This window comes from Azospirillum thermophilum (genome assembly GCF_003130795.1).
GTDB classification, from domain to species: Bacteria; Pseudomonadota; Alphaproteobacteria; order Azospirillales; family Azospirillaceae; genus Azospirillum; species Azospirillum thermophilum.
Map to the genome: position 1 here is coordinate 221,766 of NZ_CP029353.1, position 24,641 is coordinate 246,406.

The 24,641-nt window shown below is 70.1% G+C and carries 19 protein-coding genes and 4 pseudogenes; 12 read left to right on the top strand and 11 right to left on the bottom strand.

The window, feature by feature from the left end:
• Positions 1-5 precede the first annotated feature (5 nt).
• From DEW08_RS07090 to DEW08_RS07100, 3 genes and pseudogenes are all read right to left on the bottom strand, one after another.
• Positions 6-983 carry a quinone oxidoreductase family protein gene (locus DEW08_RS07090; RefSeq protein WP_109325713.1) on the bottom strand — a complete coding sequence of 326 codons (978 nt, stop codon included), beginning with the start codon at positions 981-983 and terminating at the stop codon, positions 6-8.
• Positions 984-1,022: 39 nt separating this feature from the next.
• Complete coding sequence (locus DEW08_RS07095; RefSeq protein WP_109325714.1) at positions 1,023-1,514, bottom strand: methylated-DNA--[protein]-cysteine S-methyltransferase; 492 nt, start codon at positions 1,512-1,514, stop codon at positions 1,023-1,025.
• A gap of 22 nt (positions 1,515-1,536) precedes the next feature.
• Positions 1,537-3,553, bottom strand: a pseudogene (locus DEW08_RS07100) (thioredoxin domain-containing protein).
• A gap of 214 nt (positions 3,554-3,767) precedes the next feature.
• On the opposite strand from DEW08_RS07100, the gene DEW08_RS07105 reads away from it, so the two are divergent.
• The 8 genes and pseudogenes from DEW08_RS07105 (at position 3,768) to DEW08_RS07140 (ending at position 11,567) form a co-directional block, all read left to right on the top strand.
• Positions 3,768-4,019 (top strand): DUF6489 family protein, encoded by a 252-nt coding sequence (locus DEW08_RS07105; RefSeq protein ID WP_109325723.1) that lies wholly within the window; start codon positions 3,768-3,770, stop codon positions 4,017-4,019.
• Positions 4,016-4,375 carry a (2Fe-2S) ferredoxin domain-containing protein gene (locus DEW08_RS07110; protein WP_109325739.1) on the top strand — a complete coding sequence of 120 codons (360 nt, stop codon included), beginning with the start codon at positions 4,016-4,018 and terminating at the stop codon, positions 4,373-4,375. Before DEW08_RS07105 ends, DEW08_RS07110 begins: the two co-directional genes overlap by 4 nt.
• A gap of 36 nt (positions 4,376-4,411) precedes the next feature.
• Positions 4,412-5,746: a tRNA uridine-5-carboxymethylaminomethyl(34) synthesis GTPase MnmE gene (mnmE, locus tag DEW08_RS07115; protein WP_109325741.1), complete on the top strand. Its 1,335-nt coding sequence runs from the start codon at positions 4,412-4,414 to the stop codon at positions 5,744-5,746.
• Between the two features lie 92 nt (positions 5,747-5,838).
• Positions 5,839-7,704, top strand: a pseudogene (gene mnmG, locus DEW08_RS07120) (tRNA uridine-5-carboxymethylaminomethyl(34) synthesis enzyme MnmG).
• Positions 7,704-8,318 (top strand): 16S rRNA (guanine(527)-N(7))-methyltransferase RsmG, encoded by a 615-nt coding sequence (gene rsmG, locus DEW08_RS07125; RefSeq protein WP_109325742.1) that lies wholly within the window; start codon positions 7,704-7,706, stop codon positions 8,316-8,318. The pseudogene mnmG and the gene rsmG overlap by 1 nt, the downstream one beginning before the upstream one ends.
• A gap of 61 nt (positions 8,319-8,379) precedes the next feature.
• Positions 8,380-9,176, top strand: a pseudogene (locus DEW08_RS07130) (ParA family protein).
• Positions 9,173-10,084 carry a ParB/RepB/Spo0J family partition protein gene (locus DEW08_RS07135; RefSeq protein ID WP_109325743.1) on the top strand — a complete coding sequence of 304 codons (912 nt, stop codon included), beginning with the start codon at positions 9,173-9,175 and terminating at the stop codon, positions 10,082-10,084. Before DEW08_RS07130 ends, DEW08_RS07135 begins: the two are co-directional and overlap by 4 nt.
• Before the next feature lie 109 nt (positions 10,085-10,193).
• Positions 10,194-11,567 (top strand): esterase-like activity of phytase family protein, encoded by a 1,374-nt coding sequence (locus DEW08_RS07140; protein ID WP_109325745.1) that lies wholly within the window; start codon positions 10,194-10,196, stop codon positions 11,565-11,567.
• A gap of 53 nt (positions 11,568-11,620) precedes the next feature.
• Here the strand turns inward: DEW08_RS07140 and holA are convergent, their stop codons facing one another.
• The 4 genes from holA to DEW08_RS07160 are packed head-to-tail and all read right to left on the bottom strand — an operon-like array spanning position 11,621 to position 16,360.
• Entirely contained in the window at positions 11,621-12,643 is a 1,023-nt protein-coding gene (holA, locus tag DEW08_RS07145; RefSeq protein WP_109325746.1) for a DNA polymerase III subunit delta, read from the bottom strand.
• Between the two features lie 24 nt (positions 12,644-12,667).
• Positions 12,668-13,210 (bottom strand): LPS assembly lipoprotein LptE, encoded by a 543-nt coding sequence (gene lptE / locus DEW08_RS07150; protein WP_109325747.1) that lies wholly within the window; start codon positions 13,208-13,210, stop codon positions 12,668-12,670.
• The gene (leuS, locus tag DEW08_RS07155) at positions 13,197-15,764 is read right to left on the bottom strand and encodes a leucine--tRNA ligase (RefSeq protein ID WP_109325748.1); all 2,568 of its coding nucleotides are present in this window, start codon (positions 15,762-15,764) and stop codon (positions 13,197-13,199) included. The genes lptE and leuS overlap by 14 nt, the downstream gene beginning before the upstream one ends.
• Before the next feature lie 56 nt (positions 15,765-15,820).
• Complete coding sequence (locus DEW08_RS07160; protein ID WP_109325749.1) at positions 15,821-16,360, bottom strand: DUF3576 domain-containing protein; 540 nt, start codon at positions 16,358-16,360, stop codon at positions 15,821-15,823.
• 345 nt (positions 16,361-16,705) lie between these two features.
• On the opposite strand from DEW08_RS07160, the gene DEW08_RS07165 reads away from it, so the two are divergent.
• Together DEW08_RS07165 and DEW08_RS07170 are read left to right on the top strand one after the other, a co-directional pair.
• Complete coding sequence (locus DEW08_RS07165; protein ID WP_109325750.1) at positions 16,706-17,893, top strand: porin; 1,188 nt, start codon at positions 16,706-16,708, stop codon at positions 17,891-17,893.
• A 308-nt stretch (positions 17,894-18,201) separates the two neighbouring features.
• Positions 18,202-19,323 carry a porin gene (locus tag DEW08_RS07170; protein WP_109325751.1) on the top strand — a complete coding sequence of 374 codons (1,122 nt, stop codon included), beginning with the start codon at positions 18,202-18,204 and terminating at the stop codon, positions 19,321-19,323.
• A gap of 108 nt (positions 19,324-19,431) precedes the next feature.
• Here the strand turns inward: DEW08_RS07170 and DEW08_RS07175 are convergent, their stop codons facing one another.
• Positions 19,432-20,007 (bottom strand): hypothetical protein, encoded by a 576-nt coding sequence (locus DEW08_RS07175; RefSeq protein ID WP_109325771.1) that lies wholly within the window; start codon positions 20,005-20,007, stop codon positions 19,432-19,434.
• Positions 20,008-20,104: 97 nt separating this feature from the next.
• Here DEW08_RS07175 and DEW08_RS07180 point away from each other — a divergent pair.
• Positions 20,105-20,832, top strand: a pseudogene (locus tag DEW08_RS07180) (YggS family pyridoxal phosphate-dependent enzyme).
• A 16-nt stretch (positions 20,833-20,848) separates the two neighbouring features.
• On the opposite strand, the gene DEW08_RS07185 reads toward DEW08_RS07180, so the two are convergent.
• The 3 genes from DEW08_RS07185 to ribA form a co-directional block, all read right to left on the bottom strand.
• Entirely contained in the window at positions 20,849-21,370 is a 522-nt protein-coding gene (locus DEW08_RS07185; protein ID WP_109325773.1) for a L,D-transpeptidase family protein, read from the bottom strand.
• Between the two features lie 23 nt (positions 21,371-21,393).
• The gene (locus DEW08_RS07190; protein ID WP_109325774.1) at positions 21,394-22,395 is read right to left on the bottom strand and encodes a hypothetical protein; all 1,002 of its coding nucleotides are present in this window, start codon (positions 22,393-22,395) and stop codon (positions 21,394-21,396) included.
• A 212-nt stretch (positions 22,396-22,607) separates the two neighbouring features.
• Positions 22,608-23,798 (bottom strand): GTP cyclohydrolase II, encoded by a 1,191-nt coding sequence (ribA, locus tag DEW08_RS07195; protein ID WP_109325775.1) that lies wholly within the window; start codon positions 23,796-23,798, stop codon positions 22,608-22,610.
• 260 nt (positions 23,799-24,058) lie between these two features.
• On the opposite strand from ribA, the gene DEW08_RS07200 reads away from it, so the two are divergent.
• On the top strand, positions 24,059-24,589 hold the full coding sequence (locus DEW08_RS07200) for a glycosyl transferase (RefSeq protein ID WP_109325776.1): 531 nt from the start codon (positions 24,059-24,061) through the stop codon (positions 24,587-24,589).
• Positions 24,590-24,641 lie beyond the last annotated feature (52 nt).

Genomic DNA, 24,641 nt, shown 5'->3' on the forward strand with positions numbered 1-24,641 from the left:
GGTCCTCAGGGCAGCAGCACCGTCGAGCCGGTGGTCTGCCGCGACTCCAGCGCCCGGTGGGCCTCGGCCGCCTCGCGCAGCGGGTAGGTCTGGCGCACCAGGATCTCGACGCCGCCCGCCCGAACGGCACCGAACAGGTCGGCGGCGCTCGCCATCAGATCCTCGTGCTTGGCGGTATAGACGAACAGCGTCGGGCGCGTGACGTAGAGCGAGCCCTTGGCCGCCAGGACCTGGAGGTCGAGCGGCGGCACCGGGCCGGAGGCCGCACCGAACAGCACCATCAGCCCGCGCGGCCGCAGGCAGTCCAGCCCGTCCATGAAGGTGGTCCGGCCCACCCCGTCATAGACCACCGGCACGCCCTGCCCGTTGGTGATGTCCTTCACCCGGGCGACGAAGTTCTCCCGCGTGTAGACGATCGGGTGATCGCAGCCGTGCGCCTTGGCAAGCTCCGCCTTCTCGTCGGTGCTGACGGTGCCGATCACGGTGGCGCCGAGATGCTTGGCCCACTGGCAGAGCAGCAGCCCCACCCCGCCGGCCGCCGCCTGCACCAGGATGGTGTCGCCCGGCTGGACGACGTAGCAGCTCCGCAGCAGGAACTGCGCGGTCATCCCCTGCAGCATCATGCCGGCGGCCTGGCGGTCGTCGATCCATTCGGGCAGCGGCACCAGCCGGTCCTCCGGCATCAGCCGCGCCTCGGCATAGGCGCCCATCGGGTTGGCGGCATAGGCGACGCGCTCGCCGACCTTCAGCGTGGTGACGCCCGGCCCGACCGCCTCGATCACGCCGGCCCCTTCCATGCCGATCACGGCGGGGAAGGACGGCAGCTTGTAGACGCCGGAGCGGTGATAGGTGTCGATGTAGTTCAGCCCGACGGCGGTCTGGCGCAGGCGCACCTGGCCGGGGCCGGGCTCGCCCACCTCGACCTCCTCCCAGCGCAGCACTTCGGGTCCGCCGTGCTCGTGGATGCGGATGGCATGGACCATGACGATGGAATCCCCTGATGTCTCGGATTGCGGGACCGGTCAGAACAGGGCCGGCTGGATCATTGCCGGGGCCGCCGCGGCCGGGGCGTGGCGCCGTTCGAGATCGAGCAGCCACGCCTTGGTCCTCAGCCCCGACCCGCCGGAATAGCCGCCGGCCGATCCGCCGGACCCCAGGATCCGGTGACAGGGAATGATGATGGGGATCGGGTTGGCTCCGCAAGCGCCGCCGACCGCCCGCGGTGCGCTGCCGAGCGCGCGGGCGACGTCGCCGTAGCTGAGCGTCCCGCCATAGGGGATCGCCAGCATCGCCGCCCAGACCTGCTGGCGGAAGGGCGAGCCCTTCGGCGCCAGCGGCAGGTCGAAGCCGTGCAGCCGTCCCGTGAAATAGGCGTCGAGCTGCCGGGCGGCCTCGGCGAGCAGCGCGTCGGGCTCCTCGCGCACCGCCCGTCCCCAGTCCACCGCGACGATGGCGCCGCCGTCGCTGGTCACGGTGAGGTCGCCGAGCGGGCTTGGGACGGTCAGGCTTGCCATGGCGGTCTCTTCCGATGGGGCGTCAGCGCGCGGCGAGGGCGGAGTCGAGCCCGGCGCTGTCGGTCACCGGGGCCGAGCAGGTCATGCCCCGGCAGACATAGGCGGTGGGCCGGCCGTCCTGCATCCCCTTGCCCCGCGCCGGATGTCCGGCGGGAAGCCCGGTCCCCGGCGGCAGCACGGTCAGGATGCGGTTGGGGATGGAGCGGCCGAGCACCGTCCGGCGCAGCGCTGCCGTCTCCGCCGCGTCGGGCGGGCCGACGATGACGATCTGCACCGGCTCGGCCAGGAGCTCGACCGCGTTGAGGAAGGTCGGCAGCGGGAAGAAGTTGCGCGCCAGCTCGCCGGAGAAGGCGGCGGCGAGCGCCTCGGCCCGCTCGCGCCAGGCGTCCTCGCCGGTGCGGTGGAACAGCGTCGCCAGCACGGCCAGCATGGTGCCGTTGCCGCTGGGGTGGCGCTGTCATGGGCGGACTTGGTGCGGACGATCAGCCCCTCGGCATCGTCGGCGGTGAAGAAGTAGCCGCCCGCCTTGCGGTCCCAGAAATGCCGGTCGAGCACCGCGACCCAGCGCCGCGCCTGCTCCAGCATCGCCGCATCGCCGGTCGCCTCGACCAGGGCGAGCGCGGCGCGCGCCATGTGGGCGTAGTCGTCCAGCATGCCGGGATGCTTGGCCTGCCCGGCCCGCCAGCTGTGGCTGAGGCGGTCGTCCCGGCCGAGACGGTCGCGCACGAAGGCGAAGGCGCGCTGCGCCGCCGCGATCCACTCCGGCTCGTCGAGGGCCAGCCCGGCATGGGTCAGCGCCGCGATCATCAGGCCGTTCCAGTCTGCCAGCACCTTGTCGTCCCAGCCCGGCCGGACGCGGCCCGCGCGCTCCGCCAGCAGGACGGCGCGGCTGGCGGCGAGCCTGGCTTCGGTCGCCGGGTCGGCCAGCTCCAGACGGTGGAGCCGGTTCAGGATGGTGTGGCCTTCCCAGTTGCCGTGGCGGGTGACGTCGTAAACCTGCTTGAACAGCGCGGCGTCGGCGCCGAGCAGCCGGTCGATCTCCCCCTCCGTCCAGACATAGAAGCGGCCCTCCTCCCCCTCGCTGTCGGCGTCGAGCGTCGCGGCGAAGCCGCCGCCCTCGGCGATCATCTCGCGCAGCAGCCAGCCGACCGTCTCGCGGATGCGCGTCTCCAGCAGCGGGTCGCGCGTCTCCTGCCAGACCAGCGTCATGAGGTCGAGCAGCTCGGCATTGTCGTAGAGCATCTTCTCGAAATGCGGGACCAGCCACAGCTCGTCCACCGAGTAGCGGGCGAAGCCGCCGCCGAGATGGTCGTAGATGCCGCCCTGGGCCATGTGGGTCAGGGTGCTGGTCACCGCCTCGCGGTAGGGCTCGCGCCCGGTGCGCTGCCACGCCCGCCACAGCAGCTCGAACAGCGGCACCTGCGGGAACTTCGGCGCATGGCCGATGCCGCCGTGGACAGGGTCGACCTCGCGCACCAGCCGCTCCGCCACCTGGTCCAGGACGGCGAGGTCGATGGTCCCGGCGGAGCGGTTCTCCGCCAGGCCCGACAGCGCCTCCCTCAGCGCGGTGACGTTGCGGACGACCTTCTCCGGTTCGCTCCGGTAGGCCTCGGCCACGCCGCGCAGCACGTCGGGGAAGCCGGGCCGGCCGTAGCGCTGGCTGGGCGGGAAATAGGTGCCGCCCCAGAAGGGTTCGCCGTCGGGCGTCAGGAACATGGTGAGCGGCCAGCCGCCCTGCTGTCCGAGAAGGGCGAGCGCCGACTGGTAGATGTGGTCGACGTCCGGCCGCTCCTCCCGGTCCACCTTGATGTTGACGAACAGCTCGTTCATCAGCCCGGCGATGGCGGGGGTCTCGAAGCTCTCATGCGCCATCACGTGGCACCAGTGGCAGGCCGCATAGCCGACCGACAGCAGCACCGGCTTGTTCTCGGCCCGGGCGCGGGCGAAGGCCGCCTCCCCCACGGCATCCAGTGGACCGGGTTGTCCTTGTGCTGCAGCAGGTAGGGGCTGGTCTCCAGACCCAGAAGGTTGGCCGCCATGGTCTTTGTCCAGGATTGCGTCGTCGGGCAATAACGTGGCGCGGAGGTGGCGTTGCACCAGTGCCTCCTATCTGTATAGTGGGTCATGAGCCGCAGCACGGCTCAACCATAAAGTTTCTGGCATATAGGCTCCGGCCCGAAGCCCTGGCGCCGACCCGCCTTCCCGGCAGGTCTGCCCGCCCTCCGACCCCTTCGACAGACGGGAGGCGATCCCATGAAGATCACCATCGATATCGACTGCACGCCGGACGAGGCCCGTCACTTCCTCGGCCTGCCGGACGTGAAGCCGATGCAGGACGCCATGATGAAGGAGATCCAGGAGCGGATGCGCGCCAACCTTCAGGCGATGGACCCGGAAACCATGCTGAAGACCTGGCTGCCGGCGGGCATCCAGGGCATGGAGCAGATGCAGAAGATGTTCTGGAACCAGATGGCCGCGGCCATGGGACAGGAAGGACGAAAGTGAGCGATCCGAAGCCGTATTTCGAAGCGCATGTCTTTGTCTGCACGAACCGCCGGCCCGATGGGAACCGGCGCGGCTCCTGCGCCGCCAAGGGGTCGGAGAAGCTGCGCGACTATATGAAGGCCCGTGCGCGGGAGCTGGGGTTCGATGGCCGCATCCGGATCAATTCCGCCGGCTGCCTCGACCGCTGCGAACTGGGGCCGACCATGGTGATCTACCCGGAAGGCATCTGGTACAGCTTCCACAGCAACGCCGACATCGAGGACATCCTGCAGATTCACCTCGTCGAGGGCAGGCGGGTCGAGCGGCTGATGCTGACCCCCGACCAGCAGACCCTGCGGCCGGAGCAGCAGGGCTGAGCCCGGCGTGAGCGGACCTCAACCCGACCGGATGCGATGACCGCAACGATCTTCGCCCTCGCCACCGCCCCCGGACGTTCCGGTGTGGCGGTGGTTCGCATTTCGGGTCCCGGCGCCGCCGGGGCCCTGGCCGCCCTGACGCCCGGCAAGCCGCTGCCCCGCCCGCGCGAGGCGACGCTTGCCGCCCTGCGCCACCCCGTCGGCGGCGAGCTGCTGGACCGCGCGATGGTGCTGCGCTTCGCCGCGCCGCGCAGCTTCACCGGCGAGGATGTGGTGGAGCTTCATCTGCATGGCGGCCGCGCGGTGGTTGCCGGCGTGGTGGAGGTGCTGGCGTCCCTGCCCGGCCTGCGCATCGCCGAGCCGGGCGAGTTCACCCGCCGCGCCTTCGAGAACGGCAAGCTGGACCTGACGGAGGCCGAGGCGGTCGCCGATCTGGTGGATGCCGAGACGGCGGCGCAGAAGCGCCAGGCGCTGCGCCAGATGGAGGGCATGCTCGGCCGGCTCTATGACGGCTGGCGGGAGCGGCTGACCCGCGCGCTGGCCCACATCGAGGCGGCCATCGACTTTCCCGAGGAGGACTTGCCGGGCGGCGTCGCCGATGCGGTGCGTCCGGTGCTGGAGACGCTGGCGGCCGGGATCCGGACGCATCTCGACGATGGCGGACGGGGCGAGCGGCTGCGTGAGGGGCTGCATATCGCCATCGTCGGCGCCCCCAACGCCGGCAAGTCGAGCCTGCTGAACGCCCTCGCCCGGCGGGAGGCGGCCATCGTCTCCAGCCGTGCCGGCACCACCCGCGACGTGATCGAGGTGCATCTCGACCTCGGCGGCTATCCCGTGGTGCTGGCGGATACCGCCGGACTGCGCGAGGCGGCGGCCGACGAGGTGGAGGAGGAAGGCATCCGCCGGGCGCGCGACCGGGCGGCCCGCGCCGATGTGAAGGTGGCGGTGTTCGACGCCACCGCCCTGCCCGCCCTCGACCCCGCCACCCTGGCGCTGGTCGACGCGGACACCGTGGTCGTACTGAACAAGACCGATCTGGCGGAGCCGCCGGCGGTCACCGTCGCCGGACATCCTGCCGTCGCCCTGTCCGCCCGCACCGGGGCCGGGCTGGCGACGCTGGAAGCGGTGCTGACCACCTTCACCGCCGACCGGCTCGCCGGCAGCGGTGCGCCCGCGCTGACCCGCGCCCGCCATCGCGCCGCGCTGGAGGAGTGCTGCGAGGCCCTGCTGCGGGCCCTCGCTGCGCCGTTGCCGGAGCTGGCGGCGGAGGATGTCCGGCTGGCCAGCCGGGCGCTCGGCCGCATCACCGGGCGCGTCGATGTCGAGGACCTGCTGGACGTGATCTTCCGCGACTTCTGCATCGGCAAGTAGGGCCGCTGTTTCACGTGAAACATCGGTGAGACCGCCCGGATCCCGGACGCCGGACTTGGCGTGGCGGGGCCGCTTCGGGTATGGTCCCGCCCATGCGCACATTCGATGTCATTGTTGTCGGCGGCGGACATGCCGGATGCGAGGCTGCGGCTGCGGCCGCGCGCATGGGCGCCCGCACGCTGTTGCTGACCCACAAGGTCGAAACCATCGGTGAGATGTCCTGCAACCCCGCCATCGGCGGGCTGGCGAAGGGGCATCTGGTGCGGGAGATCGATGCGCTGGACGGCGTGATGGCCAAGGCCATCGACCGCGGCGGCATCCAGTTCCGCATCCTGAACCGCAGTAAGGGCCCGGCCGTCCGCGGACCGCGCGCCCAGGCCGACCGCAAGCTCTACCGGCAGGCCATGCAGTCCCTGCTCGCCGGGCAGGAGAATCTGTGGATCGAGGCCGGCGGGCGGAAGACCTTCACCTGGACGAGGACGGCCGTCTCTGCGGCGTCGTCACCGCGGCCGGCGAGACGATCGGCGCCGGTGCGGTGGTGCTGACCACCGGGACCTTCCTGCGCGGCCTGATCCACATCGGCGAGGAGCGCGTGCCGGCCGGCCGGGTCGGCGAGGCGCCCTCCATCGGCCTGTCCGACACGCTCGCCCGACTGGGCTTCCCGCTCGGCCGGCTGAAAACCGGAACGCCACCGCGCCTCGATGGCAAGACCATCGACTGGAACGCGCTGGAGAAGCAGCCGGGCGACCTGCCGCCCCCGCCCTTCTCCTACCTGACGGAGCGGATCGACACGCCGCAGGTCGATTGCGCCATCACCTGGACGACGCCGGACGCGCATGCGCTGATCCGCGGGAACCTGCATCGTGCCCCGATGTACTCCGGCCAGATCACCGGTACCGGCCCGCGCTATTGCCCGTCGATCGAGGACAAGGTGGTGCGTTTCGCCGACAAGGAGCGCCACCAGATCTTCCTGGAGCCGGAGGGGCTGGACGACGACACCGTCTATCCCAACGGCATCTCGACCTCCCTGCCCCGCGACGTGCAGCTCGGCATCATCAAGAGCATGCCGGGTCTGGAAAAGGCGGTGATGCTGCGGCCGGGCTATGCCATCGAGTATGACTATGTCGATCCGCGGGAACTGAAGCCGACCCTGGAGACCCGGCGGGTCGCCCGCCTGTTCTTCGCAGGCCAGATCAATGGCACCACCGGATATGAAGAGGCGGCGGCCCAGGGGCTGATGGCCGGGATCAATGCCGCGCTGGCGGCGGGTGGCGGTGGACGCAGCTTCGTTCTCGACCGTGCCGACGCCTATATCGGCGTGCTGATCGACGATCTGATCAGCCGGGGCACCAACGAGCCCTACCGCATGTTCACCTCGCGCGCCGAGTACCGCCTGCTGCTGCGTGCCGACAATGCCGACCAGCGGCTGACGCCCAAGGGGCTCGCCATCGGCTGTGTCGGCGCGCAGCGTCGCGATGCCTATGGCGCCAAGGAGGCGGCCCTGTCGGCGGCCCGCGGACTGGTGCGCTCGCTGAACGCCACGCCGGCCGAACTGCTGCGCCAGGGGGTGCCGGTCAACCAGGACGGCGTGCGCCGCACCGTGGCCGACCTGCTGCGCTATCCCGACATCGACCTCGCCACCCTCACCCGCCTGTGGCCGGAGCTGGCGGCGATCCCGGCGGACATCGTCGAGCAGATCGAGATCGACGGCAAATATGCCGGCTACCTCGACCGGCAGGAGGCCGACATCCGCGCCTTCCGCAAGGACGAGGCGCTGGAGCTGCCGGAGGATCTGGATCCGGACAGGATCGGCAGCCTGTCAGCGGAAATCCGTCAGAAGCTGAAGCAGTCCCGTCCTGCGACGCTGGGGCGGCGGCGCGTATTCCGGGATGACGCCGGCGGCGCTGGTCGCCCTGCTGCGCCACGTCAAGCGGCGCGATCTGAAGGTGGCGATCTGATGACCGGGTTCGACGCGACGCGCTTCCAGGACGCCACCGGTGTTTCACGTGAAACAGTGGAGCGGCTGGCTGCCTATGAGGCGGTGCTGCGCAAGTGGCAGCCGAAGATCAACCTCGTCGGCCCCTCCACCCTCCCCGACGTCTGGAAGCGCCACTTCCTCGACTCCGCCCAGCTCTTCCCGCTGCTGCCGCCGCAGACGCGCGTCCTGGTCGATCTCGGCAGCGGTGCCGGCTTCCCCGGCCTCGTGCTCGCCCTGCTCGGTGTGCCCGAGGTCCACCTGATCGAGAGCGACGCCCGCAAGGCGGCGTTCCTGCGCGAGGCCGCCCGGCTGACCGGTACGCTGGTGACGGTGCACAACAAGCGGATCGAGACGGTGCCGCCGATCGAGGCGGACGTGGTCACCGCCCGCGCCCTGGCGCCGTTGGCGGACCTGATCGGCTGGGCCTATCCCTTCCTGGGAAACCGCGGAACAGGCCTCTTCCTCAAAGGCCAAAATGTGGAGGAGGAATTGACCGATACCACCAAATCTTGGAAGATGCGGGCCGAACGTTTTGACAGCCGCAGCGACCCGACCGGAACCATCCTGCGTGTGAGTGGGATCGATCGTGCCTAAGCCCGCGACTCCGCCCTCTTCTCACCTCCAGGCCAAAAGCCAGGCTTTCCGAGAGGCAGACATGTCCGTTGCCACCGGTTCCACCGCCCGCGTGATCGCTGTTGCGAACCAGAAGGGCGGCGTCGGCAAGACCACCACCACCATCAACCTCGCGACCGCGCTCGCCGCCATCGGCAAGCGCGCTCTGGTCATCGACCTCGACCCGCAGGGCAACGCCTCCACCGGCCTCGGCATTCCGCGGTCGGAGCGCAAGGTCGGCATCTACGACGTGCTGTTCGACGGCCTCGCCCTGCAGGATGCCGCCGTCGTCTCCGCCGTGCCCAACCTGTCGGTCATCACCTCCTCGGTCGACCTGTCGGGCGCCGAGATCGAGCTGGTCGGCGCCAACCGCCGCGAGTTCCGCCTGCGCGAGGCGGTGGAGCGCAGCGCGCTGGAATATGATTACGTGCTGATCGACTGCCCGCCGGCGCTCGGCCTGCTCACGCTGAACGCGCTGGTCGCCGCCCATGCGGTGATGGTCCCGCTGCAGTGTGAATTCTATGCGCTGGAAGGCCTCAGCCATCTCGTCCGGACCATCGAGCGGGTGAAGCGCAGCTTCAACCCGGGGCTCGACATCCACGGCGTCGTGCTGACGATGTTCGACAAGCGCAACAACCTCTCCGACATGGTGGCTGCCGACGTCCGCGGCTTCTTCGGGGAGAAGGTCTATGACACGGTCATCCCCGCAACGTGAAGGTCTCGGAGGCACCGTCGCACGGCAAGCCGGTGCTGCTCTACGACATGCGCTGTTCGGGGGCGCAGGCTTACATCCACCTGGCCGGCGAGGTGCTGCGCCGTGAGAAGAGACTGAGCGCATGATCGAGGACGCGAAGAAATCCGAGACCGGCGGCGCCCGCCGCTCCAGCCTGGGCCGTGGCCTGTCCGCCCTGTTCGGCGAGGCGACGGAGGACTACACCGCGCTCGACAAGGTCCGCCAGTCGAAGCAGGTGCCGATCGAGTTCGTGCACCCCGGACGCTACCAGCCGCGGCGCAAGTTCGACGAGGAGGCGATCCAGGGCCTCGTCGAGTCGATCCGCGACAAGGGCATCCTGCAGCCGCTGCTGGTCCGCCGCGACGGCGACGATGCCAACAGCTACGAGCTGATCGCCGGCGAGCGCCGCTGGCGCGCCGCGCAGATCGCCGGGCTGCACGAGGTGCCGGTGGTCATCCGCGACCTCAGCGACCGCGAGGCGCTCGAGATCGCGCTGATCGAGAACATCCAGCGCCAGGACCTCACCCCTCTCGAAGAGGCGGAAGGCTACCGCCGCCTGATGGAGGAGTTCGACCACACGCAGGAGGATCTGGCGAAGGCCGTCGGCAAGAGCCGCAGCCACGTCGCCAACATGATGCGCCTGCTCGCCCTGCCCGACCCGGTGAAGAGCATGGTGCAGGACGGCGCGCTGACGGCGGGCCATGCCCGCGCCCTGCTGACCGCGTCCGACCCGGCATCGGTCGCCCGCGAGGTGGTCAAGCGCGGCCTGAACGTCCGCCAGACCGAGGAGCTGATGCGCGGCGATTCCGGCAAGGCGAAGAAGGCCTCCGCCGGACCCGCCGCCGATTCGGCGCTGCGCGACGTCGATCTGGTGAACCTGGAGGAGGAGATCTCGGCCCGCATCGGGCTGAAGGTCGCGATCAACCCCCAGGGCAAGCGCGGGACCATCACCATCCACTACCAGACGCTGGACCAGCTCGACGACGTGCTGCGGCGGCTGGGCGGCGAAGGCTGAGCCGGGCCGCCGGAAAACTGTCATCCGGCTGCAAAGAGCCTGTCATCGACCGTCCCTAAACAGGCGGCGCCGGGTCCGCAGGACCCGGCCAACCAGAGAGGGACAAACGATGAAGAGCTTCCGGGCACTCTGCCTCGCCGGGCTGGCGACCGCCGCCCTGGCCTGCGGCACCGCCAACGCGCAGCAGGCCTTTCCCGCCAGTCTCGACGGCCACGCCTATCTCGACGCCAAGAGCTTCGTCGCCGCCCCGGCCGATGCACCGGAGATGCTGAAGACCTCGGGCAAGTTCACCGCCGACACCCGCAAGCGCGTCGACCAGATCGGCGGCATCGAGGGGGTGACCTCGCTGTCGGCGCCGGGCGTGCCGCGCAGGACCGGGATCAGCCTGCCCTTCGAGGGGCAGCCGGTGCAGGGCTTCTCCGGCATCAAGTCTCTGGGCAACGGCGAGTTCCTCGTGCTGACCGACAACGGCTTCGGCAGCAAGGCCAACTCGCCGGACGCCATGCTGATGCTGCACCGCCTGAAGATCGACTGGGCCAAGGGCAGCGTCGAACGGCTGGAGACCATCTTCCTGCGCGATCCCGACCGCAAGGTGCCCTTCCTGATCACCACCGAGGCGACCAGGGAACGCTACCTGACCGGCGCCGACTTCGACATCGAGAGCGTGCAGCCGGTCGGCGACAGGCTCTATTTCGGCGACGAGTTCGGTCCTTACGTCATCGTCACCGACAAGACCGGCAAGGTGCTGTCGGTGCATGAGACGGTGATCGGCGGCAAGCCGGTGCGCTCGCCCGACCACTACGCCGTCGGCACCCCCGGCGCTCCCGGTCCGGTGATGTTCGAGGCGCGCCGCTCCAAGGGGTTCGAGGGCATGGCAGCCTCGCCGGACGGCAAGACGCTCTATCCCCTGCTGGAAGGCGCCCTGTGGAACCCCGAGGCCAACGCACCGGAGACCCATGAGGGCCGCGAGTTCCTGCGCATCGCCGAGTTCGACGTGGCGAGCAACAGCTTCACCGGCAAGAGCTGGAAGTACAAGCTGGAGGTCAACGGCCACGCCATCGGCGACTTCAACATGATCGACGCCACCACCGGCCTGATCATCGAGCGCGACAACCTGGAAGGAGAGCCGTCGAAGGCCTGCCAGGGCGAACCGAAGCCCGACTGCTTCAACGTGACGGCGAAGTTCAAGCGGGTCTACAAGATCGACTTCTCGCAGGCCGACGCGGACGGCTTCGTCAAGAAGGTCGGCTATATCGACCTGATGGACATGCGGGATCCGAAGAAGCTCGCCCGCCTCGGCGACCGGAACGGCACGCTGACCTTCCCCTTCTTCACCATCGAGAATGTCGACGTGGTGGACGCCGAGCACATCATCGTCGGCAACGACAACAACCTGCCCTTCTCCAGCGGCCGGGCCATCGGGCAGAACGACCACAACGAGTTCGTGCTGCTGCGCGTGCCGGAGCTGCTGGCGGCCAAGTAAGGATGGACGAGCGCCCCGCGATCCGGCCCCGGGTCGCGGGGACCGCCCGCCCCCTACCGCCGCGCCAGCGAGGAGAGCTGGAACAGGACGCGGGCGCAGATGGTCTGGTCGGGCATGTTGGTGCGCTTGCAGTCGGCCTCGGCCTCGACCAGGCGCTCCAGCGCCTGACGGATCAGCGGCAGCGACCAGCGGCGTGCCTGGCCGACCAGCCGGGTCTTCAGCTTGAAGAACACCGGCGGGCGGATGGCGTCCACCGCGGCCTCCGCCGGCTTGCCGGCCGCCACCTGGGCGGCGATCAGCTGCAGGCGCTGGAAATGGCGCTGCGCCCCGCGCAGGATCGGCACCGGCGAGGTTCCCTCGGCGAAGAGCCGGCCGAGCGAGCGGTCGAGCGTCGCGAAATCACCGTCGGCGGCGGCCCAGATCGGCTCGTCCATCGACAGGGCGGCGCTGTCGCCGATGCAGGCCTCGGCATCCTCAAGCCGGACACGTTTGGCGTCGCCCATATAGAGAGCCAGCTTCTCCATCTCGCCGCGCGCCACCATGCGGTCGCCGACGAGATTGCCGGCGAGGAAGGACAGCGCCTCCTGATCGGCGGTCAGCCCGTGCTCCTGCAGGATGTCGGCGATGACGCGGCCGAGCGACGCCTCCTCCTCGACATAGCAGGGGATGGCGGCCCCGGTCTCCGCCCCTTCGAACAGCAGCCGCAGCTTCGACCGGGTGCCGAGGTCGCCGGCCTCCACCACGACGAGGCTGTCGCCGGGCGGCGGCGAGTCCAGGAAGGCGGTGAAGGCGGCAGCGCAGTTGTCCTCGGCATCGCGCACGCGGATCAGCCGGCGCCCGCCGGTGAAGGAGATCGCGGCGGCCTCGTCGGTCAGCCGGGCGGGATCGTCGGCGATGGCGCGACCGAGGAACTCGGCGACACGGAAGGGGTCGGACAGGTCGGGGACGACGGTACGGCCGAGCGTCAGGGCGCGGTCGCGCACCAGGCCGGCGTCGGGACCATAGAGCAGCACCGCCCGGACCTTTGGATCCGGGCGCCGCAGGAAACCGTCGATCGCCTTGGCTTGAAGCTTCACGGGAGCGGTCTCCGCCCGCCGCGGTCAGGAGCCGCGGCCAAGGAACATCGCGACGCGGGTGGTGATGTCGTTGGAGATCTCGGACAACGCCCGGTCATAGGCATTCTCGACCGTCAGCAGGCCGGCGTAATGCTGTTCCAGGATGTTGTAGCTGATCATCGACCGGGCGCTGGACTGGAACACCACCTGCCCCGTCGCGGTGTCGACCAGACGGTAGGGGGCGGTGACCATAAGCTGGGCGCGGATGGCCGAGGCATCCTTCTGCAGCGCCAGCTTCTGTTCGTAGGCCGTCAGCGAGGTGTCGAGCCGGTAGCGCGGGTTGCCCGGCCGGCTCGATTCGTAGAAGCGGTCGATCAGCAGGTTGCGCAGCTTCTGGCCTTCGCGGTCCGGGATGGGCGCGATCTCGACCGTGTTCAGCTTCTCCGCCGCGCCGGCCCCGACTCCGGCACCGCCGTAGAGGGGCTGGAAGCCGCAGGCGGAGGCCGCCAGGGAAGCCGCCACCAGGACCAGGGCGCGAAGCCCCTGCCCCGGGCGGCGGCGGATGCTGTTCCGGTCAGACGACGACATTGATCACCCGGTTCGGGACGACGATGACCTTGCGCACCGGCTTGCCGTCCAGCGCGCGCTGCACGTTGGGATCGCCGAGAGCGGCCTGCTCCGCGGCGTCCTTCGCCATGTCGCGCGGCAGTTCCAGCGTCGCGCGCAGCTTGCCGTTGACCTGGATGGCCATGGTGACGCTGTCCTCCACCACCAGGGCGGGGTCGGCCTCGGGCCAGGGCTCGTCGGCCAGCAGCGTGTCGTGGCCGAGCTGGACCCACAGCTCCTCCGCCAGATGCGGCATCATCGGGCCGACCAGCCGGACGGTGGCCTCGAACCCTTCGCGCAGCACCCAGGCCTCGCCCTCGCCCGAGCCGTCGAGCTCGCCGAGCGCGTTGGTCAGCTCGCGCACGCGGGCGACCGCCTTGTTGAAGCGGAACTTGTCGAGATCCTCCGACATGCCGGCGATCGTCTTGTGGATCAGGCGGCGGGCCTGCTCCGCCCGCGGGCTCAGGCCGGCGGGGAGCGGCGTGCCGGCCGGCGGCAGGGCCGGCGCCTCGGTGATCATCCGCCACAGGCGGTTGATGTAGCGCCAGGCGCCGTCGATGCCGGCTTCCGTCCATTCCAGGTCGCGTTCCGGCGGGCTGTCGGACAGCATGAACAGGCGGGCGGCGTCGGCCCCGTAGGTGCCGATGATGTGTGCCGGGTCCACCACGTTCTTCTTGGACTTGGACATCTTCTCGACGCGGCCGACCACCACCGGGGCGCCGGTGTCGGCGCGCACCAGATCGCCCGATTCGGCCTTCTTCAGGTCGGTCGGCGCCAGCCAGGCGCCGGTCGCGGCGTCCTTGTAGGTCTCGTGGTTGACCATGCCCTGGGTGAAGAGGCCGGTGAAGGGCTCCTCCAGGTTCAGGTAGCCGCAGGTCTTCAGCGCCCGCGTCCAGAAGCGCGCGTAGAGCAGGTGCAGGACGGCATGCTCGATGCCGCCGATGTACTGGTCGACGCCCAGCCAGTAATCGACCGCGCCGCGGGTGAAGGCCGCCGTCTCCACCTTCGGCGAGCAGAAGCGGGCGAAATACCAGCTCGACTCGATGAAGGTGTCGAAGGTGTCGGTCTCGCGCACCGCCGCCTTGCCGCAGGTCGGGCAGGTCGTGTGCTTCCAGGTCGGGTGGTGGTCCAGCGGGTTGCCGGGCTTGTCGAAGGTGACGTCGTCGGGCAGGACGACCGGCAGATCCGACTCGGGCACCGGCACGATGCCGCAATCCGGGCAGTGGATGACCGGAATCGGGCAGCCCCAGTAGCGCTGCCGGGACACGCCCCAGTCGCGCAGGCGGTACTGGGTGGTGCGCTCGCCCTGCCCCGCCGCCTCCATGCGCCGGCCGACCTCCTGCTTGGCCGACTCGACGTCGAGCCCGTCCAGGAAGCGGGAGTTGCGCAGGACGCCGGGGCCGGTATAGGCCTCGTCCCCCACCGCGAAGGTGGCCGGATCGGCGTCCTCGGGGATGACGACGGGCCGCACCGGCAGGCCGTACTTGCGGGCGAAGTCGAGGTCGCGCTGGTCGTGCGCCGGGCAGCCGAAGATGGCGCCGGTGCCGTATTCCATCAGCACGAAGTTCGCGACATAGACCGGCAGGGTCCAGTCGGGATCGAAGGGGTGGACGACCTTGAGCCCGGTGTCGTAGCCGCGCTTCTCCGCCGTCTCGATCGCCTCCTCGCTGGTGCCGGAGCGGTTGCACTCCGCGATGAACTCGGCCAGCTCGGGGTTGCCGGCGGCCAGCTCGGCGGCCAGCGGATGGTTGGGGGAGATGGCGGCGAAGGACGCGCCGAACAGCGTGTCAGGCCGGGTGGTGAAGACCTCCAGCCCGTCCGCCCGGCCGGCGACCTCGAAGCGGAAGCGCACGCCGGTGGACTTGCCGATCCAGTTCTCCTGCATCAGGCGCACGCGTTCGGGCCAGCGGTCCAGCGACTCGAGCCCCTTCAGCAGGTCGTCGGCGAAGTGGGTGATCTTCAGGAACCACTGGGACAGCTTGCGCTTCTCGACCAGGGCGCCGGTGCGCCAGCCGCGGCCGTCGATCACCTGCTCGTTGGCCAGCACGGTGTTGTCCACCGGGTCCCAGTTGACCCAGGACTCCTTGCGGTAGGCCAGCCCGGCCTTCAGGAAGTCCAGGAACATCTTCTGCTCGTGGCGGTAATACTCCACGTCGCAGGTGGCGACCTCGCGGTCCCAGTCGATGGACAGGCCCATCGTCTTGAGCTGGGCGCGCATGGTCGCGATGTTCTCGCGCGTCCAGGCCGCGGGATGGACCTTCTTCTCCAGCGCGGCATTCTCCGCCGGCAGGCCGAAGGCGTCCCAGCCCATCGGGTGCAGGACGTTGAAGCCCTTGGCGCGCTTGAAGCGCGCGATCACGTCGCCGATGGTGTAGTTGCGGACGTGCCCCATGTGGATGCGCCCCGACGGATAGGGGAACATCTCCAGCACATAGTATTTCGGCCGGCTCGTGTCCTCGTGCGCGGTGAAGCAGCCCTTCCGCTCCCACACGCCCTGCCACTTCGCCTCGGTTTCCTTGACATTGTAACGCGACATGATCGCGACGCCGTTTCCCGTTGGTTAGGCTTTCGTCGGAAGAAGTGCCGCGGCGCTCAGCGCGCGGCGGCGTTCTGCGCGACGCGAAGCTGGCGGGCGCGGGTCAGCACCGCGTCCTCGAGAGTGCTGGCGGTGTCGGCGCCGACGGAGGTGTCGCGCCAGTCGTTGCCGACCTTCTGCTGCTTGAACACGGCGACCCGCACGCCGTCGGCGCGGAGCTGGCGGTCGAGGATGTAGAGGTTGACCTTGAAGCGCTCGTTCGGGGTGTCGGGCGGGGAGTACCAGTCGGTCAGGATCACGCCGCCGAAGGGATCGGCCGAGGCGATCGGCATGAAGGACAGGGTATCGAGCGAGGCGCGCCACAGGAAGCTGTTGACGCCGATGCCGTTGGCCGCGGCATCCTGGTCGCCGCCGCGCTTGTTCTTGCCGAACAGGTTGATGCCGCCCTCGGTGCCGAGCAGGCTGCCGAACTTGTACTCTTTCTTGATCTGCTCCTCGACCGTTTCGGTTTGGCCGCCCCAGCTGGAGCAGCCGGCCACGGCGAGCGAAGCGGCCAGCATTGCAGGAACGAGGCGGACGGGGAAAGAGCGGCGCATGGTGATGGGACCCGGGTCGAGATCAAGGGGGTACCGCGCGCGCGAATAGCGCGGAGTGCCGGTGAAAAGACCATAAAAACACCGCCATGCGCAACAGCGGATGCGCTGCCCCGCTCACGCCCGGCATTTTGCGGCGGCGTCCGCGCTGTTGCGGCACACCTTTATATAAGGGCCGCCAACGGGTGCCGGCGGGCGGAAAACTGTGGTGCGTCAGACACACTGTCCCCCCATTGCAGCATTCTTCGCCATTTCCGGCTTGCTGGTTCGGGCTGCGGTGCGTACGAAAGCATCAGCCAGGATGTCAACCAGGCTGAAACATCTGCTGCCAGGATGGAGGCAACAATCATGAACCGTTATCTGCTGGCTGGCTCCGCCGCCGTTGCCCTCGCCCTGGGTGCTGGCGCCGCCAACGCCCAGGCCAAGTTTGAAGTCAAGGTCGGCGGCGACGCCTACTTCGAAGCCGGCTTCGTCGATCAGGACCGTGACCAGGGCCTGCGCTCGACCGAGTTCCGCAACCGCATGCGTCTGGTCGTCACCCCGACCGCCAAGGCCGACAACGGCCTCGAGTACGGCGCCCGCCTGCGTCTGCGCTCGGTTGGCGGCGGCAGCGCCGGCCGCACCACCGACAACGACCGCGCGTACATCTTCGCGCAGGGCACCTTCGGTCAGGTCCAGCTGGGTGTGGTCAACTCCTTCAACGACCAGACCTACATCACCTCTCCGCAGGACTACCTGCCGCTCGGCATCTATGACGGCGTGACCGCCTGGATCGGCGGCGCCGCCACCGGCAACGCCCCGCTCTTCCGCGGCGCCGACATCGGTGGTGGCCTGGCTTCCCTGAACGGCAGCCTGCTGGCCCAGTCGCTGACGGTCGAGAACAACGCGACCAAGCTCGTGTACATCTCCCCGCGCTTCGCCGGGTTCCAGGCCGGCTTCAGCTACACCCCGCGGAACGACAGCTCGAACACCGACGTCAACCGCGTGAAGCCGGTCATCAGCAGCAACTACAACACCACCTTCACCGACCTGGTCGAGGTTGGCGCCAACTACGTCAACAACTTCGGTGGCGTGGACTTCAAGGCCAGCGCCGGCTACTTCTGGGGCAAGGCCGCCGACGACGTCGCCGGCACGAACCTCAAGAACCTGAACGCCTGGCAGGTCGGCGCCCAGGTCGGCTACGCCGGCTTCACCGTCGGCGGTGGCTACCTCGACTACGGCAAGTCGGGCCAGAACGACGTGACCGGCCTGTTCACCGAGTCGGCCCGCGTGTGGACCGCCGGCGTGCAGTACGCCACGGGCCCGATCGTCGTCGGTGCCAACTACAAGGAAGGCAAGGACGCCGGCGATGTCGCCATCCGTGGCAATCGCAAGCTGCAGGTCGTCGAAGTGGGCGTCGGCTACACCGTCGCTCCGGGCCTGACCCTGCAGGCTCAGTACGACTACTTCAAGGTCGACACCGACCTGTCGACCGCGACCGTCGACCGCGACGACAAGGGCAACGTCGTCATGGTCCGTTCGGTCCTGGCGTTCTAATCAACGCCTGGTCGTTTCGAAGAGGGGGGCGGTGGCTTCGGCCACCGCCCTTCTTTTTTGTGCGTCGGCAATGGGCACAGTGATGTATTCATAGGCATCATATGGTCCACTAATACGGCAGATCTAGATTTCTGTTGTTTTTCAATGGCTTATCTGTGTGTCTGAAAAGTTACAGGTGTGTCGGGACTAAGCTGAAGCGACACATTCTCCCTTGTCGCCCGGTTTGCCGAAGAGTTAAGTGGGGAAGGTCAAAGACAACCATGCCGCCCCCTGGCACCAGGGGTGCTCCGCAGAAGGACTGTTTACCCATGAAGCGTTCGCTCACTCTCGGCTGCGCCGCCATCGCCCTGGCCGCCACCTGCGGCACCGCCTCTGCCCAGAAGTTCGACGTCATGATCGGCGGCGACGCCTACTTCGAGGCCGGCTTCGTCGACCAGGACCGTGACCAGGGCCTGCGGACCACCGAGTTCCGCAACCGTATGCGTCTGGTCGTCACCCCGACCGCCAAGGCCGACAACGGCCTGGAGTACGGCGCCCGCCTGCGCCTGCGCGCGGTTGACAACGGCACCGGCGGCCGCACCACCGACAACGACCGTGCGTTCATCTTCGTGTCCGGCGCCTTCGGCACCGTCCAGGCCGGCACGATCAACGGCCTGTCGGACGAGTACGGCGTCATCGGCCCGAACCCGGACGGCGTCCAGGGCTCGCCGGACGGCAACTGGGCGGCCTTCTACGCCGCCACCGATCGCCGTGGCGTGTCCGTCGGCCTGCCCTACGTCATCGGCAGCCTGCGCACCCTCGAGTCGGGCGACGCTTCGACCAAGGTCATCTACCTGAGCCCGAGCTTCAGCGGCTTCAAGCTGGGTGCCGCCTACACCCCGACCGAGGGCTCCAGCAACACCAACGTCAACCGCGTGAAGCGCACCAGCTCGAACTTCCGCGACATGGGCGAGGTGCAGGCCACCTACACCGGCGAGTTCAGCGGTGTCAGCATCGAGGGCAGCGCCGCCTACCAGTTCGGCAAGGCCGACGCCCCGACCAACATCGAGGACCTGTCCTCGGTCCATGCCGGCCTGAACGTCGGCTACGCCGGCTTCAAGCTGGGCGGCAGCTATGCCTACAGCGGCAAGAGCGGCTACGCCAAGGGTTCGACCGGTCTCGACAAGCAGCAGGTCTGGCTGGTCGGCGCCCAGTACACCACCGGCCCGCTCATCCTGGCCGCCACCTACACCGACGCCCGCGGCGCCGTTGGCCTCGGCCTGACCGGTGCGGCGAACAATGCCCGCACCCACCTGTGGCAGGCCGGCGTGACCTACACCGTGGCCCCGGGCCTGACCACCGGCCTGGAGTACAGCTACGTCGACAACAAGCAGGGCACGCTGAACAACGACGCCAACATCATCATGTGGGATACCCGCTTCGCCTTCTGATCCGGCGAACGGACACCGCAAGAGCGAACGGCGGCGGAGAAATCCGCCGCCGTTTCGTTTTGTCAGGCCCCTTATCCGGCCCCGGACGCAGCGTTCGGGCGTCCACGCTCAGCGTGGGCCTGAGTCGCACATCGTCAGCAGCAGCGACGCCTCGAGCGGTACCCAGACCACGACGATGCGCTCGCTGTCCTTGTGGGCGAAATAGGCGAGGCTCAGCGGGTCGGTGAGCGCCTTGGGCTTCAGTCCCTCGACCCGGTAGCCGACCTTGCCGAAGCCGGTCATGGTGGCCTGGACGATGGTTTGGGCGGCCGTCTGGTCTCCCTTCGCGAACTCCCAGCCGAACTGCTCCTGCCGGGTGCAGCGGCGGCCATACTCCTTCAGCAGGTCGTCGAGGAAGCCGCGGTAGGTGCCGTCGTCGCCCAGCGGAAAGGGCGGCACGTCGAAGGTGACGCGGGTCATCGGCGAGACGGCCATGGTGGGCGGCGCCTTGGCCCCATCCGACGGCTTGGGATCGGCCTGTTTGCCCGCCGCCGGCTTCTGGGCGTCGCCCTGTTTCTGGGCCTGCTTGCCGGTGCCGGGCCTGGCGTCCTCCGCCGGGGCGGGGCCGGCGAAGGCGAGCCCCAGCGTCAGGGCGACGGCCGGCAGAACGGCCCGCCGGAGCGGGCGGCGAAACCACGTCCACATGGGATGGTCTCCTCGGGGTACTTGCGTTTCAATGGGTGGTCCGGTACCACGCCCGCGGCCCCCTGTATACCCCGGGCCGCTCTGGGAGAGCCCCGCCATGTCCTTGACGCACAGCACCGAATCCGACGCCGGCGCCGCCGATGCCGCAAGCGTGACCGCCCGACTCGGCGCCGTCCGCGAGGCGATCGCCGAAACCTGCCGCTCCTGCGGGCGCGAGGCGGGCGCGGTGACGCTGGTCGCCGTCTCCAAGACCCATCCGGCCGAGGCGGTGGAGGAGGCGCTCGCCGCCGGCCAGCGCGTGTTCGGCGAGAACCGCGTCCAGGAGGCCAAGGCCAAGTTCCCGGCGCTGAAGGAGCGGGTTCCGGAGCTGGAGCTGCACCTGATCGGCCCGCTGCAGACCAACAAGGTCAAGGATGCGGTGGCGCTGTTCGACGTCATCCAGACGCTCGACCGGCCGAAGCTGGCCGAGGCGCTCGCCGCCGAGATCGCCAGGACCGGCCGGCGGCCCCGCCTGCTGATCGAGGTGAACACCGGCGAGGAGCCGCAGAAGGCCGGCATTCCCCGCGCGAGGTGGAGGAGTTCCTCGCCGCCTGCCGCGACCGCTGGTCCCTGCCGGTCAGCGGCCTGATGTGCATCCCGCCGGTCGACGAGGAGCCGGCGATGCATTTCGCCCTGCTGTCGGAGCTGGCGCGCCGCCTGGCATTGCCCGAAATCAGCATGGGGATGAGCGGCGATTTCGAGACTGCGATCCGCTTCGGCGCCACCCATGTCCGGGTCGGCACCGCCATCTTCGGCGCCCGCCCCTACCCGGCCGCCGAGGGCTGACCCGCCCGGCCGGCGCTCAGGCCGCCGGGTCCGGTGCCGGGTCCAGCACGGTCAGGGCCGAGCCCGGCCCGCAGGCCTTCAGCACGGCCAGCAGGTCGGGCAGCGGCAGGGCGACGCAGCCCTGCGTCGGCCCCCAGTCCGGCCGCGCGACATGGAAGAAGACGGCACTGCCCTGCCCCGGCACCACCGGGTCGTCGTTGTGGCCCATCACGACGATGACGTCGTAAAGCCCGTCCTCGCGCCACAGCTCCTCGTGGCTCGCCGGGTAGGGCCGCCTGACCGGCCGGTTGTAGGCGGGATCGGCCGGGTCGTCGCACCAGCCGTCGTCCGGCGCGATCGCCTGGGTCGGCAGGTCCGTCTCCGGCCGTGCCAGACGGTCGGCCCGCCACAGCACGCGGCGCAGGGCGAAGCGCCCGACCGGCGTCGCCCCGTCCCCCTCCCGCTTGTCCGCCCGCACGCCGCCGCGGCCGAGCGCGCAACGCAGCGTGCCGCCGGGCCAGACGAGCCGGCCGTCGGGGTGGACCGTGAGTTCGACCATGGGACCGTTCCGCAAGCTAAGGGTCAGCCGGACACGCGGACGGCGGGAGCCGCCGCGCCCTGACCCGCAGCCTTGCGCGTCTGCTCGTACTTGGCAAGGTTGCGCATCATCGTCTCGGACAGCATCTCGGGCGACACCGGCGCCACGCTGTTGCCGGCGGCGGGGGGCAGCGGCCGGGCCGCGTCGGCCTTGGACGGCGTGGCGGAGCCCGGAAGGGGTGCCCGCGCCTGCGCGGCGGCGTGCTTGGCCTGCATGGTGTTGGCGAGGTTGGTGTCGCGGGCCGGCATCCGGGTCGGGTGCGGGACGACCGGGCCGTCCTGCCCGGCGAGCTGCGCCGCCAGCATGGTGTTGGCCGGGGTGGCGGCCGCCGTGCGGGCAGCCTGGACCGCCTGCTGTCCCGCCGGTGCGCCCTGTCCGGCGGAGCCGGTGAACAGGCGGATCGGCTGGTCCGGCTGGCGGGAGGACGCCGTTTCCTTGGTCGCCGCGTCCTTCATGGCAGCCTGGGCCGCGGCGCCCTGGGCGCCTTGGGCGGCCGCGGCCTGCGCCGCGGCTTGAGGCGCTCCCGCCGCCGCTGCCGCCGGGCCGGAGCCGGCGGCGGCAAGATTGTCGTGCAGCCCGCCGGCGGCGGCCACGGCGGTGCCGTCCCCCTTGCCGGCGGAAGGGGTGTCGCCGCCCATGCCGAGCGCGCTCATGACCTGGTCGCCGATGTCCTTGCCCTCCGCCTGCTCGACCATCGCGTTGACGACGGCCCCGGCGGCGCCGAGCGGCCCGCCGAACAGGATGCCGCCCATCACGCGGGCGGCCGGCTGGATGGTGTCGCCGGTGATCTCGCGATAGATCGTGCCGATGATCGGCAGGTGCTGCAGCGGGTTGATGACGTCGAGGAAGTCCCAGAAGGACATGTCGCCCTTGATCTCGACGGGCTCGCTGTCGCGGCTGGGGGGAACCGTCAGGGATGGGGCCGGCTCGCGCTGCACCGTCCGGGCGGCAGACGTGCTGTCGAAGGTGGTGGCGTCGATGGCCATGGGCGGTCTCCCGTCGAAGGTCCACCGTCAGGACAGCAAGCGCCGTGCCAGTTTCCGGAAGCCGGGATCCGGCCTTTTGCCGACCGTCGGGGGCGGAGTCGGCGGGCGGATGCGGAATCCGATTCCGGGCCATGGCGCCACCCGGCAGAAGCTGCCGGGCGCCCGCCGGTCCGCGGGCCGTTCCTGCCGGGCGGCGGGGCTTGGCCGGCTGCTCAGAACATGTGGCCGCTGCGCTCCGCCTTGGTGCGCAGATAGGCTTCGTTGTGGCCGTTGGCGGGGAAGATGTGCGGCACCCGCTCCACCACTTCGATCCCGCAGCGGGCGAGCTGGCGCAGCTTCTCCGGGTTGTTGGTCATCAGCCGCACCGCGGAGAAGCCGAGCTGCCGCAGCATCTCCGCCGCCGGCAGATAGACCCGCTCGTCCGCCTCGAAGCCCAGGATCTCGTTGGCGTCCACCGTGTCGAAGCCGAGGTCCTGGATGCGGTAGGCGCGCAGCTTGTTGACCAGCCCGATGCCGCGCCCCTCCTGCGCCAGATAGAGCAGGACGCCGCTGCCCTGGCGGGCGATCTCGGCGATGGCGCCGCGGAGCTGGTCGCCGCAGTCGCAGCGCAGGCTGCCCAGCAGGTCGCCGGTGAAGCATTCGGAATGCAGCCGCGCCAGCACCGGCTGGTCGGGCGCCGGCTCGCCGATGACGATGGCGAGATGCTCCGGCCCGCCGTCGGCCGGGCGGAAGGCGTAGATGCGGGTGTTCTCGGCCCCGCTCAGCGGCACGCGGGCGTCGGCGACGCGGCGCAGGGTCCGCACCACATGGACGCGGTAGTCGTTGACGTCGCGGGCGCCGACCAGCAGCCGGTCGATGCGCCCGGCCCAGCCGGCGGCCGTTCCCTGCACCCCCGCCGCCCTGGCGAAGATCGCGGCCGGCAGCAGCCGGGCGAGCCGCGCCATCTCCACGGCCGCCGCGGCGAAGGAGCCGGGTTCGGCCGGCGCCGCGGTCAGGCCGGGGGGCAGCCTGCCCTCCGGATAATGTTCGGGATCGGCCAGGGCGCGGATCTGCTCCGGCGTCAGACCGCCGGGGGCGGCCAGCATGACGGCCCCGGCCGTCCCCGGCCGGTCGTCCCCGGCCGTTCCCGGCCGGTCGTCCTGGATCAGGCCGAGCACGACGGCCCGCCGCCGGGTCACGGCCAGCATCGGCTCCCCGCCGGTCAGCCGCTTCAGCCGGGCGACCGCGTCGTTGGGCACCGACTCGACGGAGACCACGGCGCCGACGCCGCCATCGGCTGTCGCCACCACCACCTCCTCGCCCCGGCGCAGGGCCGCCAGCGCCCGGTCGACCGCGCGGACGACGGCCTCATCGATGGGCTGGGCGGGGGTTTGGGCGGGTTCGGAGGGCAGATCGGCAAGCATGGTCAGCAAAAGCCCGATGGGAAAGGCAACAGATGGGGGTGCGAAGTGCCGAAGCAAAGCGCAGGTGGCGCAGCCCTGTCCAGCAAATCCCGCGCGCCGCACCGTTTCCGCCGGCGCAACGATTGGCGGCCGGCGGCGGCCGGCGGCGGTCCGCCGGGGCACGACCGGGGGCCGGCGGTGAAAGGAGAGGTGCGCCGATGCTGCGATGCATTATGGTGCGCGTCCGGCGCCGACACGAGCCAGGGAGGAAAAACACCAAGATGCCGGACTGCGCGGTCTCCCACATCCTGATGCCGGCCGACCTGCCGGCCGACGCCTATGCCCTGCGCATGGCTGAAACACTGCATCGTTGCGGTTACGAACCGGTTGCGCACCGCCTCGCCCCGCCGCGCCGCGCGGTGGACGGATCGGCGACGCTGGCGGCCGACCTGCTGCTGGAGCGGATTCCGGATGGGTCGGCGCTTCTGTTCGACGGCGGGCTGCTGCCCACCCTGGCCGGGCTGCTGCCGCTCGACAGCCGGCGGCTGCGCTTCGTCGCCCTGATGGAGCGTCCGGGGTGGGAGGAGGCGGGGCCGGCCGCCGCGGCGCGGCGCCATCTGGAGCAGGCGGCGCTGGCGCTGACCCGCTGCGTCGCCGTGCCGGACGGGGATGCCGCCCGGGCGTTGGCGCCGCTCGGCCTGCCGGCGGATCGCCTCGTCGTGGCGCCGCCGGACGAGGCCGGTGCGGCGATGCTGCTCGCCCGGCTGCAGGGGCCGGGAACAGCCGGCTCCGCGCCGGCCGACAAGGCTTAGGACAAGTCTCGCGTGCGCGTGCTAAGGTCCCGCCCCGCCGTCCGGGAGGGTT

Coding starts and splice junctions, on each gene's coding strand:
- DEW08_RS07160 (WP_109325749.1), bottom strand. CDS start 16,360: ATGCGCCGCTCTTTCCCCGTCCGCCTCGTTCCTGCAATGCTGGCCGCT.
- DEW08_RS07135 (WP_109325743.1), top strand. CDS start 9,173: ATGATCGAGGACGCGAAGAAATCCGAGACCGGCGGCGCCCGCCGCTCC.
- DEW08_RS07165 (WP_109325750.1), top strand. CDS start 16,706: ATGAACCGTTATCTGCTGGCTGGCTCCGCCGCCGTTGCCCTCGCCCTG.
- DEW08_RS07105 (WP_109325723.1), top strand. CDS start 3,768: ATGAAGATCACCATCGATATCGACTGCACGCCGGACGAGGCCCGTCAC.
- ribA (WP_109325775.1), bottom strand. CDS start 23,798: ATGCTTGCCGATCTGCCCTCCGAACCCGCCCAAACCCCCGCCCAGCCC.
- DEW08_RS07140 (WP_109325745.1), top strand. CDS start 10,194: ATGAAGAGCTTCCGGGCACTCTGCCTCGCCGGGCTGGCGACCGCCGCC.
- rsmG (WP_109325742.1), top strand. CDS start 7,704: ATGACCGGGTTCGACGCGACGCGCTTCCAGGACGCCACCGGTGTTTCA.
- leuS (WP_109325748.1), bottom strand. CDS start 15,764: ATGTCGCGTTACAATGTCAAGGAAACCGAGGCGAAGTGGCAGGGCGTG.
- DEW08_RS07095 (WP_109325714.1), bottom strand. CDS start 1,514: ATGGCAAGCCTGACCGTCCCAAGCCCGCTCGGCGACCTCACCGTGACC.
- DEW08_RS07175 (WP_109325771.1), bottom strand. CDS start 20,007: ATGTGGACGTGGTTTCGCCGCCCGCTCCGGCGGGCCGTTCTGCCGGCC.
- DEW08_RS07170 (WP_109325751.1), top strand. CDS start 18,202: ATGAAGCGTTCGCTCACTCTCGGCTGCGCCGCCATCGCCCTGGCCGCC.
- mnmE (WP_109325741.1), top strand. CDS start 4,412: ATGACCGCAACGATCTTCGCCCTCGCCACCGCCCCCGGACGTTCCGGT.
- DEW08_RS07090 (WP_109325713.1), bottom strand. CDS start 983: ATGGTCCATGCCATCCGCATCCACGAGCACGGCGGACCCGAAGTGCTG.
- DEW08_RS07190 (WP_109325774.1), bottom strand. CDS start 22,395: ATGGCCATCGACGCCACCACCTTCGACAGCACGTCTGCCGCCCGGACG.
- DEW08_RS07185 (WP_109325773.1), bottom strand. CDS start 21,370: ATGGTCGAACTCACGGTCCACCCCGACGGCCGGCTCGTCTGGCCCGGC.
- DEW08_RS07200 (WP_109325776.1), top strand. CDS start 24,059: ATGCCGGACTGCGCGGTCTCCCACATCCTGATGCCGGCCGACCTGCCG.
- lptE (WP_109325747.1), bottom strand. CDS start 13,210: ATGTCGTCGTCTGACCGGAACAGCATCCGCCGCCGCCCGGGGCAGGGG.